This is a genomic window from Streptomyces sp. NBC_00271, from assembly GCF_036178845.1.
Lineage (GTDB): Bacteria > Actinomycetota > Actinomycetes > Streptomycetales > Streptomycetaceae > Streptomyces.
This window is the reverse complement of sequence record NZ_CP108070.1, coordinates 2712323-2727874: the sequence shown is the minus strand read 5'-3', so window position 1 is coordinate 2727874 and position 15552 is coordinate 2712323. Positions and strand designations below refer to the sequence as shown.

The window sequence follows — 15552 nt, the reverse complement described above, 5'->3', positions numbered from 1 at the left end:
TTCGGTGGTCATAGCGTGAGGGAAACGCCCGGTTACATTCCGAACCCGGAAGCTAAGCCTCACAGCGCCGATGGTACTGCAGGGGGGACCCTGTGGGAGAGTAGGACGCCGCCGAACTAATTGTAGGGAGAACCCCCGTACCGGGAAATCGGTACGGGGGTTTTCTGCGTTCGGGGTCAGGTCTGTTTTCGCGGTGGCTCCGCCACCCCTCCGCACCTCGACGCGAGCGCTGCGGGTAAGGTCAGGGGGCATCGTTGGCTCGTTTCCCACAGGAGGCCCCCGGGTGGAGGTCCAGGAGACCCGCGTCCAGACGGACCGGGTCCTCACCATCCCGAACATCCTCAGCATGGCGCGCCTCGTCGGCGTACCCGTCTTCCTGTGGCTGATCCTCCGGCCCGAGTTCGGCGGTCCCAAGAGTGATGGCTGGGCGCTGCTCGTGCTCATGCTGAGCGGCGTCAGTGACTATCTCGACGGGAAGCTCGCGCGGCGCTGGAATCAAATCAGCAGCCTCGGCCGGCTGCTTGATCCCGCGGCGGACCGGCTCTACATTCTCTCCACTCTTGTGGGGCTCACCTGGCGCGAGATTCTGCCGCTGTGGTTGACGGCTGTGCTTCTGGCGCGTGAGCTGGTTCTGCTGGTGGTCGTGGCAGTCCTCCGGCGTCACGGCTATCCGCCGTTGCAGGTGAACTTCCTCGGGAAGGCGGCCACCTTCAACCTGATGTACGCCTTCCCTCTGTTGCTGCTCAGCGATGGAAGCGGATGGCTCGCGTCACTCGCCGCGATTTTCGGATGGGCGTTCGCCGGGTGGGGTACAACCCTCTATTGGTGGGCAGGAGTCCTCTACGTGGTCCAGGTCCGCCGGCTTCTCAGGGCGGACGCCATGGCCGATTGAGCTCGGCCCGTTGGGGCAGCTGAAGTGCCCGGATGGCCCGCACTCGAAAACTGCGGGACAATCAGGACGGGTGAAGTCGGCTAGACCGTCGTCTCTTCAAGGAGGACGCTTCCGACATGAAGGCCGTCGTGATGGCCGGAGGCGAAGGCACACGCCTTCGTCCCATGACCTCAAGCATGCCCAAGCCGCTCCTGCCGGTGGTGAACCGCCCGATCATGGAGCACGTGCTGCGGCTGCTCAAAAGGCATGGGCTCAACGAGACCGTCGTTACTGTCCAGTTCTTGGCCTCATTGGTCAAGAACTACTTCGGTGACGGCGAAGAGCTCGGTATGGAGCTCACCTATGCCAATGAGGAGAAGCCACTCGGTACCGCCGGGAGCGTCAAGAACGCCGAGGAGGCGTTGAAGGACGACACTTTCCTGGTGATCTCCGGTGACGCCCTGACCGACTTCGATCTCACCGACCTCATCAATTTCCACAAGGAAAAGGGTGCGATGGTCACCGTCTGTCTGACGCGTGTGCCGAACCCCCTTGAATTCGGCATCACCATCGTGGACGAAGAGGGCAAGGTCGAGCGCTTCCTGGAGAAACCCACCTGGGGCCAGGTCTTCTCCGACACCGTCAACACGGGTATCTACGTGATGGAGCCCGAAGTCTTCGACTACGTCGAGGCCGATGTCTCGGTCGACTGGTCCGGTGATGTCTTCCCTCAGCTGATGAAGGAGGGCAAGCCGGTCTTCGGCTATATCGCCGAGGGCTACTGGGAGGACGTCGGCACCCACGAGAGCTATGTGAAGGCGCAGGCCGACGTCCTCGAGGGCAAGGTCGACGTCGAGATCGACGGTTTCGAGATCTCCCCGGGCGTATGGGTTGCCGAAGGCGCCGAAGTGCATCCCGACGCCGTACTGCGCGGCCCGCTCTACATCGGCGACTACGCCAAGGTCGAAGCGGACGCCGAAATCCGTGAGCACACCGTCGTCGGCTCCAACGTCGTCGTCAAGAGCGGGGCCTTTCTGCACAGGGCCGTGGTCCACGACAACGTGTACATCGGCCAGCACAGCAATTTGCGGGGCTGCGTGATCGGGAAGAACACCGACATCATGCGGGCCGCGAGGATCGAGGACGGCGCAGTCATCGGCGACGAATGCCTCGTCGGTGAAGAATCGATCATCCAGGGGAACGTACGCGTCTATCCGTTCAAGACCATCGAGGCCGGAGCCTTCGTCAACACCTCGGTGATCTGGGAGTCGCGCGGTCAGGCGCATCTTTTCGGCGCCCGCGGTGTCACCGGAATCCTGAACGTGGAGATCACTCCGGAGCTCGCCGTGCGCCTGGCGGGGGCGTACGCGACGACGCTCAAGAAGGGCTCCACCGTCACCACGGCCCGCGACCACTCCCGAGGCGCCCGTGCGCTGAAGCGGGCGGTCATCTCGGCGCTGCAGGCCAGCGCCATCGACGTACGCGATCTGGAGAACGTACCGCTGCCAGTGGCTCGTCAGCAGACCGCCAGGGGCAGTGCGGGCGGGATCATGATCCGTACGACGCCCGGGGTACCGGACTCCGTCGACATCATGTTCTTCGACGGACAAGGTGCCGACCTGTCGCAAGGGGGGCAGCGCAAGCTCGACCGGGTGTTCGCGCGGCAGGAGTACCGGCGTGCGTTCCCGGGGGAGATCGGGGATCTGCACTTCCCCGCCAGCGTCTTCGATTCGTACACCGGATCACTGCTCAGAAATGTCGACACCACCGGTATCACCGAATCCGGTCTGAAGGTGGTCGTGGACGCCTCGAACGGCAGTGCGGGGCTGGTGCTGCCCAGTCTGTTGGGCAAGCTCGGTGTGGACTCCCTGACCATCAATCCCGGTCTCGACGAATCCAGGCCCACGGAGACGTCGGACACGCGGCGGGCAGGCCTGGTGCGGCTGGGCGAGATCGTCGCGTCCGCGCGGGCCGCGTTCGGGGTGCGTTTCGACCCGGTGGGCGAGCGGCTCTCGCTCGTCGACGAGAAGGGGCGGATCGTCGAGGACGACCGGGCCCTGCTCGTGCTGCTCGACCTGGTGGCCGCGGAGCGGCGCAGTGGGCGGGTGGCGCTGCCGGTGACCACCACGCGGATCGCCGAGCAGGTGGCGGCGTACCACGGGACGCAGGTGGAGTGGACGACGACGTCTCCGGACGATCTGACGAGGGTCGGACGCGAGGAGTCGACGATCTTCGGCGGTGACGGGCGCGGCGGATTCATCATTCCGGAGTTCAGCAGCGTCTTCGACGGCGCGGCGGCTTTCGTACGACTGATCGGGCTGGTGGCGCGGACGCAGCTCACGCTGAGCCAGATCGACGCGCGGATCCCGCGGGCGCATGTCCTCAAGCGCGACCTGGCCACTCCTTGGGCCGTCAAGGGCCTGGTGATGCGCCGGGTCGTGGAGGCGGCCGGGGACCGGTTCGTGGACACGACCGACGGCGTACGGGTCGTGGAGACGGACGGGCGCTGGGTGATGGTGCTTCCCGACCCCGCCGAGGCGGTGACGCATCTGTGGGCGGAGGGGCCTGACGACGCGTCCGCGGAGGCCCTGCTCGACGAGTGGGCGGCCGTCGTGGACAGCGCAGGTCGCTGAAACGGACAGCACACGCGCGTGCCGGACAAGTGCCCCCAAAGGGGCCTGTCCGGCACGCCGGTGGGGCCATTCGGAGGTAGCGCCCGCGACGTGCGACGATGTGCGGCATGCCGCAGCAGCCCCCCATTCGGAGCACACCTCCGCGCCCCCCGCGCCCGGACGCCTCCATGTCGCTGCTCACGAACGTCATGGATCACAGCCTCGACGACGGATACGCCGAGGCCGCCGCCCGTAAGCAGACCGAGGGCGCCGGCGGCATGCCGAAGACGGTGCGGGCGAAGCTGGGCCTCGCGGCCGGTCTCGTCCTCGCGGCCCTGGTGGTGACCGTGGGCGCGGCGAACGCGCGGATCGCGGCACCGGTCGTCGCCAAGGAGCGTCAGGAACTCATCGACCGCGTCGAGCGAGAGACCGCGGCCGCGGACAAGCTCGAGAGCGGCGTCGACACCCTGCGCGACGATGTGAGCGCCCGGCAGAACGAGGCGTTGAAGAAGCAGGGGGGCAGCGGCCAGGCCGATCTGGTGGGCGTCCTGTCGGGTGCCGTCGCCGTTCACGGCCCCGGTGCGAAGCTCGTCGTGGACGACGCCAAGGAAGCCACCGAGGGCGGCGACGGCAATCCTCGTGAGACCAGTGGGTTCTCCGACACCGGGCGCGTCCGCGACCGTGACATGCAGCGGGTCGTCAACGGGCTCTGGGAGTCCGGCGCGGAGGCCGTCTCGATCAACGGGCAACGGCTGACGGCACTGTCGGCGATCAGGGCAGCGGGTGACGCGATACTGGTCGACAACAAACCGCTGGTGCCGCCCTACACGGTGCTGGCGGTGGGGGACGGCGAGCGGCTCAGCACCAGGTTCCAGAACAGTGCCGACGGCCTGTATCTGCACGCCTTGCAGGAGAACTACGGCATCCGGACCGCCATTTCCGTCGAAAAGGACGTCCAGTTGTCCGCCGCACCGAGTGTGATCGTACGTACAGCGCAGCCGAGCACAGAGAAGGGCACATCGTGATCGCCGTACTGGGCCTCGTCGTGGGAGTCGTGGCTGGATTGTTGGTCCGGCCCGAGGTTCCGGCGGTCGTCGAGCCTTACCTTCCGATCGCCGTCGTGGCGGCGCTGGACGCCGTCTTCGGAGGGCTGCGGGCGATGCTCGACGGCATCTTCGACGACAAGGTCTTCGTGGTCTCCTTCCTGTCGAACGTGGTCGTGGCCGCGCTGATCGTCTTCCTGGGCGACAAGTTGGGCGTGGGCGCCCAACTCTCCACCGGCGTCGTGGTCGTCCTCGGCATCCGCATCTTCTCCAACGCCGCGGCGATCCGCCGGCACGTCTTCCGGGCGTGAGGCCGATGAGCAACGAAGGCGAGACGCCCGAGAACCGGCTGCGCAGGGAGCTTCCCGAAGAGGTCCCGGCCGAGGCTCCCGAGAGTTCGGAGTCCGAGCAGCGTGACGAGAAGGACGAGCCGTCGCTGACCGGCCGGCAGCGGCTGGTGAAGGGGGTGTGGCCGCCGCGGGTCACCCGCGCGCAACTCATCGTCGCCCTGCTTCTGTTCGGCCTCGGCTTCGGTCTGGCCGTCCAGGTGGCCTCCAACAGTGACAGCGGCAGCGCCCTGCGCGGCGCGCGCCAGGAAGATCTCGTACGCATCCTCGATGAACTCGACAACCGTACGCAGCGTCTAGAAGACGAGAAGCAGGGTCTCGAAGATCAGCGCACCGAGCTGGAGAACAGCTCGAACCAGGCCGCGGAGGCCCGCAAGCAGACCGCCGAGAAGGAGAAGCAACTCGGCATTCTGGCGGGCACGGTGGCGGCGCAGGGACCCGGCATCACGCTGACGATCAACGACACGAAGGGGACGGTCAAGGCCGACATGCTGCTTGACGCGATCCAGGAACTACGCGCCGCCGGCGCGGAGGCGATCGAGGTGAACGGTGTACGGGTCGTCGCCAGCACCTATCTGGCGGACTCCGGCAAGGGCGTGAGCGTCGACGGGAACAAGATCACCCAGCCCTATCGTTTCAAGGTCATCGGTAAGCCGCAGGACCTTGAGCCGGCGCTCAACATCCCCGGGGGTGTGGTGCAGACTCTCGAGAAGGAGCAGGCCACCGTCACGGTGGAGCGTGCGACGAAGATCATTGTGGACGCCTTGCGGGCTGCGAAGCAGCCTGACTACGCTCGGTCGTCCTCCCAGTGAACCGGGGGTGCATGGGCGTCGTCCGGCGAGGGCATGAGGTTGCGGGGGGTCGGCGCACCGAATGGGTGGTGCGTGGTGGAAACTGTCTGGTGGATACGGACGTTGTGAGGATGTCCGGGTCGACCGGTGTGTTCAATCAGTGTTCGTCCTGCCCCACGGGCGGGTCTGTTTCGGTCAAGGGGAATCGCCCGTGAAGTTGTTTGCGAAGTTGTTCGGCAAGAGCGCACGAGGAGAGGGCAGCGACAACGCGACTGCCCGACACCGTGCACCACGCCATGGAGACGCGGAGGGCCAGAGCGGCGACCGCCCGCTGTTCCGGGACCAGGTCGGTGACATTCCCGGTGGTCAGGGCGCGCCGTCTGTTGACCCTGCCCAGTCCGGACGCATAGGTTTCGGGGAACCGTCAGCCTCAAGTGCGGGTGGAGGGTTCGCCTCCGACCCGTACGCGTCCCATGCCCCTGGGGGGCAGCCGCGGCAGGAGGATCCGTCCATGTCGGCCCTGGTGTGTACGAGGTGCGGTAACCGCAACGCGGAGAACAGCCGCTTCTGCTCCAACTGCGGTGCGCCGCTGCGACCCGGTGCGGTCCCGGAGCGTCCGTCCGAGACCACGTCCACGATCTCCATCTCGGGCCTCGAGGCCTACGATGCCGAGGTCACCGGCCAGACGCAGATGCCGACGCTCTCTCCGGAGGCGCAGGCGGCCGTCGACGCGCTGCCGCTCGGCTCGGCGCTCCTGGTGGTGCGCCGCGGTCCGAACTCGGGCAGCCGCTTCCTGCTGGACAGTGACCTGACCACGGCCGGGCGTCATCCGCAGAGCGACATCTTCCTGGACGACGTGACCGTGTCGCGTCGGCATGTGGAGTTCCGTCGCGCCGCGGACGGCTCGTTCACGGTCGCCGACGTGGGCAGCCTGAACGGTACGTACGTCAACAGGGAGCGAATCGACTCGGTCCCGCTGTCGAACGGTGACGAGGTGCAGATCGGCAAGTACCGGCTGGTCTTCTACGCGAGCCAGCGAGGCATCTGACCCTCCCCCGGACTCCGTCCGGGGGGACCCTCAGGAAGGTCCATGCTTCGATCACCGAGCGGCGGTGCCGGGAGCGGTACCGCCGCAGCGGACAGTGGGCTGATGAGCATCGGCTCGGTGCTGAACACGCTGCGCGACGAGTTCCCCGAAGTCACGATCTCCAAGATCCGGTTCCTGGAGTCGGAGGGGCTCATCGAGCCGCAGCGGACCCCCTCGGGGTATCGCAAGTTCAGCCAGGCCGACGTCGAGCGCCTCGGGCATGTACTGCGGATGCAGCGGGACCACTATCTGCCGTTGAAGGTGATCCGCGAGCATCTGGACGCTCTGGAGCGTGGGGAGCCGGTGCGGCTGCCGTCCGTGGGGCGGCAGCGCGACTCCGACGACGGGGAGCCGTTCGGTGGGCTCGGTGACCTCTTCGGGGAGTCCGAGGCACCTACAGCGGCCCGGGTGGGCCGTGCGGAGCTGCTGGCCGCCGCCGAGATCGGTGAGCAGGAGCTTCAGGAGTGGGAGTCGTACGGACTCCTCGCCCCGCTTGCGGACGGGGCATATGACGCTGAGGCGGTGACGGTCGCCGCGCTCGTCGTCGAGCTCGGGCGGTTCGGGATCGAGCCGCGCCATTTGCGCGCGATGAAGGCCGCGGCCGAACGTGACGCGGGGCTCGTGGACCAGGTGGTGGCCCCTTTGCGGCGCCATCGCAATCCGCAGACCAGGGCGCACGCCGAGGCCCGTACGAAAGAGCTGGCGGGGCTCACGGTGAAGCTGCACGCGGCGCTGGTGCAGACCGCGCTGGGCGTCCGGCTGCCCTGACCCGAAGTGCCCGGTGGGCGTCCGGATCGGCCCCCCGTTCTGTGCCCGACTACCCAAACATCCCGGGCACGGCCTAGGGTTGCTGTGTGAACGAGCTCGATGTCGTAGGTGTCCGGGTCGAAATGCCCTCCAACCAACCGATCGTGCTCCTGCGTGAAGTGGGAGGCGACCGTTACCTCCCCATCTGGATCGGACCGGGGGAGGCGACGGCGATCGCCTTCGCCCAGCAGGGCATGGCCCCCGCGCGACCGCTGACCCACGACCTGTTCAAGGACGTGCTGGAAGCCGTCGGCCAGGAGCTCACCGAGGTGCGCATCACTGATCTGCGCGAGGGGGTCTTCTACGCGGAGCTGGTGTTCGCCAGCGGGGTCGAGGTCAGTGCCCGCCCGTCCGACGCCATAGCGCTGGCGCTGCGCACCGGAACGCCGATCTACGGCAGTGACGGTGTGCTCGACGACGCCGGCATCGCGATCCCGGACGAGCAGGAGGACGAGGTGGAGAAGTTCCGCGAGTTCCTCGACCAGATCTCGCCCGAGGACTTCGGGACCAACAGCCAGTGAGGGGACTGATCGCCAGCGGGTGGGCGGTCGGCGCCCGGGCTCGGGGAGCAGGCGTGGCGTCCACCCCCTGGCAAGCCGATGGATCGGCCGAGCCGCTGGGTCGCAGGACTCCGGGGCGGCAATTGCCCGTGGCCCGTGTGGCGCGCTGCGGCCCGCTCCAAGAGCATTCGGCTAGCCTTTCCCCGCGGTGGGACACGGGAAACCACTCCTAGGGTGATTATCACTCGGCGTGCCGAGTGTGGCGATCGTTGACGCACCCCCGGTGACTGCCTACCGTCGAGAGGGCAGGTCAAGGACGGAGGTCGGCGTGAGAAGCAGCGGCGACGGTACGGCTGGGGGTGCCCCCGGACGAAGTCTGGGGGAGAGCGGCCCGTACCCGCTTCACGGCAGCGCGGCCGATCACGTTCCGCAGCGGCCGACAGCGGTGTCCGGTGAGTCCGGTGAGGGTGGGGCGGCTGCCGAGGAGATCGGCTACCGCGGTCCCACGGCGTGTGCCGCCGCGGGCATCACCTACCGGCAGCTGGACTACTGGGCCAGGACAGGCCTGGTCGAACCGAGCGTGCGGCCCGCCTACGGGTCGGGGACCCAGCGGCTCTACAGCTTCCGGGATGTCGTCGTCCTGAAGATCGTGAAGCGGTTCCTCGACACGGGAGTGTCGTTGCAGAACATCCGCACCACGGTCCAGCACCTCAGGGAACGCGGCTTCCGGGACCTGGAGCGGATGACGCTGATGAGCGACGGCGCGACCGTCTACGAATGCTCCTCGCCCGACGAGGTCCACGCCCTGTTGCAGGGTGGTCAGGGCGTCTTCGGGATCGCCGTGGGCGTGGTGTGGCGGGACGTCGAGAGCGCGCTCTCGCAGTTGCACGGGGAGCGCGTGGACACGGGTGAGACGCTCGTCGGGCACAACCCGACGGACGAGCTGGCGCGCCGGCGCAATCGGGCCGTCTGAGGTCCGCAGAGGCATTGTCAGTGGCGTAGGGCAGCATCGGACATGTGAGAACCGCGCCTACGATCCTGCATCTCGACATGGATGCCTTCTTCGCCTCGGCGGAGCAGGCATCCAAGCCGAGCCTGCGTGGGAAGGCCGTCGTCGTGGGCGGGCTCGGACCCCGCGGAGTCGTCGCGACCGCCTCGTACGAGGCACGGGTCTTCGGGGTGCACTCGGCGATGCCCATGGCCCAGGCGCGGCGGCTGGCGCCGAACGCCGCGTATCTCGTGCCCCGCTTCACGCTCTACCGGGAGGTCAGTGAGCAGGTGATGGGGCTGCTGGGGGCGTTGTCGCCCCTGGTGGAGCCGCTGAGCCTGGACGAGGCGTTCGTCGATCTGGAGGCGGGGGAAGCGGCCTGGGACGAGGCTTCCGCGCGGCTGGCCGGGGCGAAGCTGCGCGCGGACATCCGCGCCGTCACGGGGCTGACGGGTTCGGTGGGGCTCGCCGCGTCCAAGATGCTCGCCAAGATCGCTTCGGAGCAGGCGAAGCCCGACGGTCTCGTGGTCATAGAACCCGGGACGGAGCGCGCGCTGCTGGGGCCGATGTCGGTGCGGACGCTGCCGGGTGTCGGGCCCGCGACCGGGGACCATCTGCGCCGGGCCGGGATCACCACGGTCGACGAGATCGCCGAGGCGGGCGAGGACGAACTCGTACGGCTGGTGGGGAAGGCGCACGGGCACGCGCTGTACGCGATGGCACTGGCGCACGACGAGCGGCCCGTGGTGGCCGAGCGGGAGACGAAGTCCGTGTCGGTGGAGGACACGTACGACGTGGACATCCACGACCGGATGCGGGTCGGCCTGGAGGTGCAGCGGCTCGCCGACCGGTGTGTGCGGCGGTTGCGGGATGCGGGGCTGTCCGGGCGGACCATCGTGCTGAAGGTGCGGAGGTACGACTTCTCGACGCTGACCCGGTCCGAGACGCTGCGGGGGCCGACGGACGACCCCGGCGTCGTACGGGAGGCTGCCGCGCGGCTTCTGGAGGCGGTGGACACGACCGGGGGCGTGCGGCTGCTGGGGGTCGGCGTCTCGGGGCTCGCCGACTACACGCAGGAGGACCTGTTCGCCCAGGCCCAGGCTCAGGCGCAAGCGGAGGCGGAGGCCGCCGCGGGGGAGTCGGCGGTGCTGGAGTATCCGGACGAGGAGGGGGCGGAGGAAGTGGCTGCCGAGCAGGCGCCGCCCGCCGAGCGGCGGTGGCCTGCGGGGCATGACGTGCGGCATGTGGAGTACGGGCACGGATGGGTGCAGGGGAGTGGGCTCGGGAGGGTGACCGTGCGGTTCGAGACGCCCTACTCCGAGCCGGGGCGTGTGCGGACGTTTCGTACGGATGATGTTGCGTTGGAGTTGGCGGAGCCGTTGCCGTTGGTGCGGGGGACCGTTTGCGAGCGCCGTGGGGGGTGAAGTCGGATCGGCGCCGCGGGTGGAATGTGGCTGGTCGCGCCCACGCGGCGGAGCCGCATGATGTCAGAGCCCCGCGCCTCTTTCGGGGCGCGTCAGCTGGGCCCCATCCGAGAAGTCAACCCTCGTCCGTGCCTGCCAGGCGGCCGAAGTCGCGGTCCGGGGGTGGGGGCGGGGGTGTCACGTCCAGGCCGTAGTGGTGGTAGAGCTGGAGTTCCTGTTCGGGGGAGAGGTGGCGGCCCACGCCGAAGTCGGGGGCGTCCTTGATCAGGGCGCGGTCGAAGGGGACACGCAGCGTGCCCTCGACGACTTCGCTGGGCTCCAGGGGGACGAAGGCGTCCCTGCTGAACAGGCCTGTCCGTATGGCGGCCCACTCCGGGACGCCGGTCGCGTCGTCGAGATAGACCTCGTCGACCGTGCCGATCTTGGCGCCGTTGCGGTCGAGCGCCTTGCGGCCGATCAGGTTGCGCGGATCGATGTCGGTCTGCACGGTCCCTCCACTCGCTAGCAACTCATCCGTAAGCACTACAAAAGAGCACAATCGTGATGGTGGCCACTCGAAAGCTCGTGCGTTGTCCTCGCTGGTAGGCTGGCAAGCGGCTGCTGACCCCGTGCGGGAGAGTCCTCCAGACATCATCGGAGGCGCCGAAGGAGCAAATCCTCCCCGGAATCTCTCAGGCACACGTACCGCACGGACGAGGTCACTCTGGAAAGCAGGGCGGGTGTCGAAGGCCTCCGCCCTCACCGACGGTGAAAGCCGGGTCGCAGCGAGTGGGCGGGCCGGTGAAGCTCTCAGGTTGAGATGACAGAGGGGGAGGCCGTCGGGGTACCCACGCCGTGGTGCCCCTCGAAGGTCGTGTCAGACCAGGAGGCCTCCGCAATGACCGCCCATCGCATTCCGCTCTCCGAGCTCGAACAGGGAATCCCCTTCGAGCAGCGCCACATCGGGCCCGACTCCGAGGCGCGGGCCAAGATGCTCGCGCAGGTCGGGTACGGCTCGCTCGACGAGCTGACGGCCGCCGCGGTGCCGGACGTCATCAAGAACGCCGAGGCGCTGGAGCTGCCGGGCGCGCGCACCGAGGCCGAGGTACTGGCCGAGCTGCGCTCCCTCGCGGACCGCAACCAGGTGCTCGACTCGATGATCGGCCTCGGCTACTACGGCACGTTCACGCCGCCGGTGATCCTGCGCAACGTCATGGAGAACCCGGCCTGGTACACCGCGTACACGCCGTACCAGCCGGAGATCTCCCAGGGGCGGCTCGAAGCGCTGCTGAACTTCCAGACCGTCGTCGCCGAGCTGACCGGGCTGCCCACCTCCGGCGCCTCGCTGCTCGACGAGGGCACCGCCGCCGCCGAGGCGATGGCGCTGTCCCGGCGCATGGGCAAGAACAAGAAGGGCCTCTTCCTGATCGACGCGGACACCCTGCCGCAGACCGTCGCCGTCATCGAGACCCGCGCGGAGCCGACCGGCGTCGAGATCGTCGTCGCCGACCTGGGCGAGGGCATCCCGGCCGAGATCGCCGGGCGGGAGATCAACGGCGTACTGATCCAGTACCCGGGCGCCTCCGGTGCCGTACGCGATCTGAAGCCCGTCATCGAGCAGGCGCACGAGCTCGGCGCGGTCGTCACGGTCGCCGCCGACCTGCTCGCCCTCACGCTGCTCGCCTCGCCTGGTGAGCTCGGCGCCGACATCGCGATCGGTACGACCCAGCGCTTCGGCGTGCCGATGGGCTTCGGCGGTCCGCACGCCGGATACATGGCGGTGCGTGAGCAGTTCGCGCGCAGCCTGCCCGGCCGGCTGGTGGGCGTCTCCGTGGACGCCGACGGACACAAGGCGTACCGGCTCGCCCTGCAGACGCGGGAGCAGCACATCCGCCGTGAGAAGGCGACCAGCAACATCTGCACGGCGCAGGTGCTGCTCGCGGTGATGGCCGGCATGTACGCCGTCTACCACGGTCCGGAGGGTCTGCGGACCATCGCGCGGCGTACGCACCGGTACGCCACGATCCTCGCCGCGGGCCTGACGGCCGGCGGGGTCGAGGTCGTGCACGGCTCCTACTTCGACACGCTGACCGCGCGGGTGCCGGGCCGGGCCGCCGAGGTCGTGGCGGGCGCGCGCAACGGAGGCGTCAACCTCCACCTCGTCGACGCCGACCACGTGTCGATCGCCTGCGACGAGACCACCGCCCGCAAGCAGGTGGGCGCCGTCTGGACCGCGTTCGGCGTCGACGGTGACATCGAGGCCCTGGACGCGGTCGCCGAGGACACGCTGCCCGCGGCGCTGCTGCGCACCGACGACTACCTCACGCACCCGGTCTTCCACCAGTACCGCTCCGAGACCGCGATGCTGCGCTACCTGCGCAAGCTGTCCGACCGTGACTACGCGCTCGACCGCGGCATGATCCCGCTGGGCTCCTGCACCATGAAGCTCAACGCGACCACCGAGATGGAACCGGTCACCTGGCCCGAGTTCGGCCAGCTGCACCCCTTCGTGCCCGCCGAGCAGGCGCAGGGCTATCTCACCCTCATCCAGGAGCTGGAGGAGCGGCTCGCCGAGGTCACCGGGTACGACAAGGTGTCGCTCCAGCCGAACGCGGGCTCCCAGGGCGAGCTGGCCGGGCTGCTGGCCGTACGCGGCTACCACCGGGCCAACGGCGACGACCAGCGCACGGTCTGCCTGATCCCGTCCTCCGCGCACGGCACGAACGCCGCGAGTGCCGTGATGGCCGGCATGAAGGTCGTCGTCGTGAAGACCGCCGAGGACGGCGAGATCGACGTCGAGGACCTGCGCGCGAAGATCGAGCAGCACCGCGACGAGCTCGCGGTGCTGATGATCACGTACCCCTCGACGCACGGTGTGTTCGAGGAGCACGTCGCCGACATCTGCGCGCAGGTGCACGAGGCGGGCGGGCAGGTGTACGTCGACGGCGCCAACCTCAACGCGCTGGTGGGCCTCGCCAAGCCGGGCCACTTCGGCGGTGACGTCTCCCACCTGAACCTGCACAAGACGTTCTGCATCCCGCACGGCGGCGGCGGTCCGGGCGTGGGCCCGGTCGGCGTACGCGCGCACCTGGCGCCGTACCTGCCGAACCACCCGCTGCAGCCCGCGGCCGGCCCCGAGACGGGCGTGGGACCGATCTCCGCCGCTCCCTGGGGCTCGGCGGGCATTCTGCCCATCTCCTGGGCGTACGTCCGTCTCATGGGCGGTGAGGGCCTCAAGCGGGCCACGCAGGTGGCGGTGCTGTCGGCGAACTACATCGCCAAGCGTCTGGAGCCGCACTTCCCGGTGCTCTACACCGGTCCCGGCGGGCTCGTCGCGCACGAGTGCATCATCGATCTGCGTCCGCTGACCAAGGCGACCGGCGTCAGCGTCGACGACATCGCCAAGCGGCTCATCGACTACGGCTTCCACGCGCCGACGATGTCCTTCCCGGTGGCCGGCACGCTGATGATCGAGCCCACCGAGTCCGAGGACCTGATCGAGCTCGACCGGTTCTGCGACGCGATGATCGCCATTCGTGCGGAGATCGACAAGGTCGGCTCGGGCGTCTGGGCGGCCGAGGACAACCCGCTGCGGAACGCGCCGCACACCGCCGCCGCGCTCGGCGGCGAGTGGGAGCACGCGTACACCCGCGAGGAGGCCGTCTTCCCGGCCGGTGTCTCGGCCGCGGACAAGTACTGGCCGCCGGTGCGCCGCATCGACCAGGCGTACGGCGACCGGAACCTGGTCTGTTCCTGCCCGCCGCTGGACGCTTACGAAGAGTAGTCACCCTCGGATACGCGTCGGGGCCGGTTCGGAGATCACGTCTCCGGGCCGGCCCCTCTCCATGTCTGGGCGGCGGTCACCGCCACCCGGTTGTGCGGCTCAGGCGGCCGTCATCACGTGCTCGCTGCCCTGGGGGCGGTGCGGGGCGATGATCTGGCCGTCGGGCAGGAGCTCACCGGTGTCCTCGAAGAGCAGAACGCCGTTGCACAGCAGGCTCCATCCCTGCTCCGGGTGGTGCGCCACGAGACGGGCGGACTCCCGGTCGGCTGATTCGGCTGTCGGACACGGCGGCTGGTGCTGGCACATGGATGGGATCTTTCGCTGGGATGAGAGATGAGTGGTGGCTGTGGTGTCTTTCCCGCGGCTTGAAGTGCTCATGGCCGCCCCCCGGTGGCGTGTGTGTGAACCCAGTGTTGCCCTACGGGCGTCAATCCGCAGGGATTTCGCAGCAGCGCTCCTCACAGGTTGGAGACGCGTCACCCGTGCGGACGGTTCAGTCCAACTGCACGGTCCCTTCGGGGGGTTCGCGGTGGCCGGATGGGGCTAGTCCGGTCGGGGCGGAGGGGGCGTTCTCCCTCGTACGAGCGCTGTGGGGCCCGAACGAGCGGACGGGTTCGGGCGGCAGCGTGCCCCGCGACCGGGACAACGGTAGCGGGGCACGGGGCGATGCGCTGGGTGTGCTTTTCCAGGTGAGTGATTACGCGGGCGAGCTGAGTAGCGGGGCGGGAGTGAGCCGGTGCGTGAGGACCGGGAGGAGTTCGGCGACGCGGTGCGGGCGATGCGCGGCGATACCGGGCGGCGCGGGCGCCAGCGGCACCAGGAGATCGGTGGCGGCCGGATGCCCGGTGGCGCCGTCCGCGGCGCAGTCGCCGTGCAGCCAGAGGGTGAGCATGTAGAGCTCGGGAACGGACAACAGCCGTGGCTGGTACGGCTGGCTCATGTTCTCGGCGTGACGCAGGGCGCGCTCGGTGGAGGCGATGTAGGGGCCTTCGAAGAAGTGCGAGAAGGCCCAGCCGTCGGGAGTGAGCATGGTGTCGGCCGCGGCCACCGACCGCTCGCCGCAGCGGATCAGGAAGCGCCATCCGGCGAGCCGGGCGGTGGAGGCGCCGGCGGGCGTGATGCGGTCCAGAACGTGTACGGGCAACGGGAGTTCGGGGGTGACGGGTCCCTGGGCCATGCGCAGGGACGGGGTGCGGGCCTCGCGGACTGCGGTGGGGGAACCGAGTGCCGTGAGGACGGTGCGCAGGGCGGGCGAGGGAGCCGGGGGGACATGCAGCGGCATGGTGGGTCGCCTCTCATTCGACAGGCACAGTGGCGCG

At 68.8% G+C, this 15552-nt stretch carries 14 protein-coding genes, 1 rRNA gene and 1 riboswitch; of the genes, 12 read left to right on the top strand and 3 right to left on the bottom strand.

Annotated elements, in window-relative coordinates; all coding sequences use genetic code 11:
• The 11 genes from rrf to OG798_RS12855 all read left to right on the top strand — a co-directional run bounded on the left by rrf (position 1) and on the right by OG798_RS12855 (position 10470).
• Positions 1–117 (top strand): 5S ribosomal RNA (gene rrf, locus OG798_RS12905).
• Between the two features lie 166 nt (positions 118–283).
• Entirely contained in the window at positions 284–892 is a 609-nt protein-coding gene (locus OG798_RS12900) for a CDP-alcohol phosphatidyltransferase family protein (RefSeq protein ID WP_054229135.1), read from the top strand.
• 116 nt (positions 893–1008) lie between these two features.
• Positions 1009–3504, top strand: a complete 2496-nt coding sequence (locus OG798_RS12895; protein ID WP_095855889.1) for a mannose-1-phosphate guanyltransferase — start codon at positions 1009–1011, stop codon at positions 3502–3504.
• Positions 3505–3671: 167 nt separating this feature from the next.
• The gene (locus tag OG798_RS12890) at positions 3672–4508 is read left to right on the top strand and encodes a DUF881 domain-containing protein (RefSeq protein WP_328757008.1); all 837 of its coding nucleotides are present in this window, start codon (positions 3672–3674) and stop codon (positions 4506–4508) included.
• Positions 4505–4837 carry a small basic family protein gene (locus OG798_RS12885; RefSeq protein ID WP_003988855.1) on the top strand — a complete coding sequence of 111 codons (333 nt, stop codon included), beginning with the start codon at positions 4505–4507 and terminating at the stop codon, positions 4835–4837. The genes OG798_RS12890 and OG798_RS12885 overlap by 4 nt, the downstream gene beginning before the upstream one ends.
• A gap of 5 nt (positions 4838–4842) precedes the next feature.
• Positions 4843–5685, top strand: coding sequence for a DUF881 domain-containing protein (locus OG798_RS12880; RefSeq protein ID WP_095855891.1), 843 nt, complete (start codon positions 4843–4845; stop codon positions 5683–5685).
• A 61-nt stretch (positions 5686–5746) separates the two neighbouring features.
• Complete coding sequence (locus tag OG798_RS12875; protein WP_075033617.1) at positions 5747–6712, top strand: FHA domain-containing protein; 966 nt, start codon at positions 5747–5749, stop codon at positions 6710–6712.
• A 42-nt stretch (positions 6713–6754) separates the two neighbouring features.
• On the top strand, positions 6755–7519 hold the full coding sequence (gene ftsR / locus OG798_RS12870; protein ID WP_095855892.1) for a transcriptional regulator FtsR: 765 nt from the start codon (positions 6755–6757) through the stop codon (positions 7517–7519).
• 86 nt (positions 7520–7605) lie between these two features.
• Positions 7606–8079, top strand: coding sequence for a bifunctional nuclease family protein (locus tag OG798_RS12865; protein ID WP_006123076.1), 474 nt, complete (start codon positions 7606–7608; stop codon positions 8077–8079).
• Between the two features lie 307 nt (positions 8080–8386).
• Positions 8387–9031, top strand: coding sequence for a MerR family transcriptional regulator (locus OG798_RS12860; RefSeq protein WP_079090415.1), 645 nt, complete (start codon positions 8387–8389; stop codon positions 9029–9031).
• Between the two features lie 44 nt (positions 9032–9075).
• Positions 9076–10470, top strand: coding sequence for a DNA polymerase IV (locus OG798_RS12855; protein WP_328757007.1), 1395 nt, complete (start codon positions 9076–9078; stop codon positions 10468–10470).
• 115 nt (positions 10471–10585) lie between these two features.
• Here OG798_RS12855 and OG798_RS12850 read toward each other — a convergent pair whose 3' ends face one another.
• Positions 10586–10957 (bottom strand): PRC-barrel domain-containing protein, encoded by a 372-nt coding sequence (locus tag OG798_RS12850; RefSeq protein WP_054229128.1) that lies wholly within the window; start codon positions 10955–10957, stop codon positions 10586–10588.
• Positions 10958–11071: 114 nt separating this feature from the next.
• Positions 11072–11167: riboswitch (glycine riboswitch) on the top strand.
• A 180-nt stretch (positions 11168–11347) separates the two neighbouring features.
• Between OG798_RS12850 and gcvP the strand changes: the two genes are divergently transcribed.
• Positions 11348–14233, top strand: a complete 2886-nt coding sequence (gene gcvP / locus OG798_RS12845) for an aminomethyl-transferring glycine dehydrogenase (protein ID WP_121416776.1) — start codon at positions 11348–11350, stop codon at positions 14231–14233.
• Between the two features lie 99 nt (positions 14234–14332).
• On the opposite strand, the gene OG798_RS12840 is transcribed toward gcvP, so the two are convergent.
• The gene (locus OG798_RS12840; protein ID WP_054229126.1) at positions 14333–14539 is read right to left on the bottom strand and encodes a DUF5999 family protein; all 207 of its coding nucleotides are present in this window, start codon (positions 14537–14539) and stop codon (positions 14333–14335) included.
• Positions 14540–14930: 391 nt separating this feature from the next.
• Positions 14931–15515 (bottom strand): hypothetical protein, encoded by a 585-nt coding sequence (locus tag OG798_RS12835; protein ID WP_267061259.1) that lies wholly within the window; start codon positions 15513–15515, stop codon positions 14931–14933.
• Positions 15516–15552 lie beyond the last annotated feature (37 nt).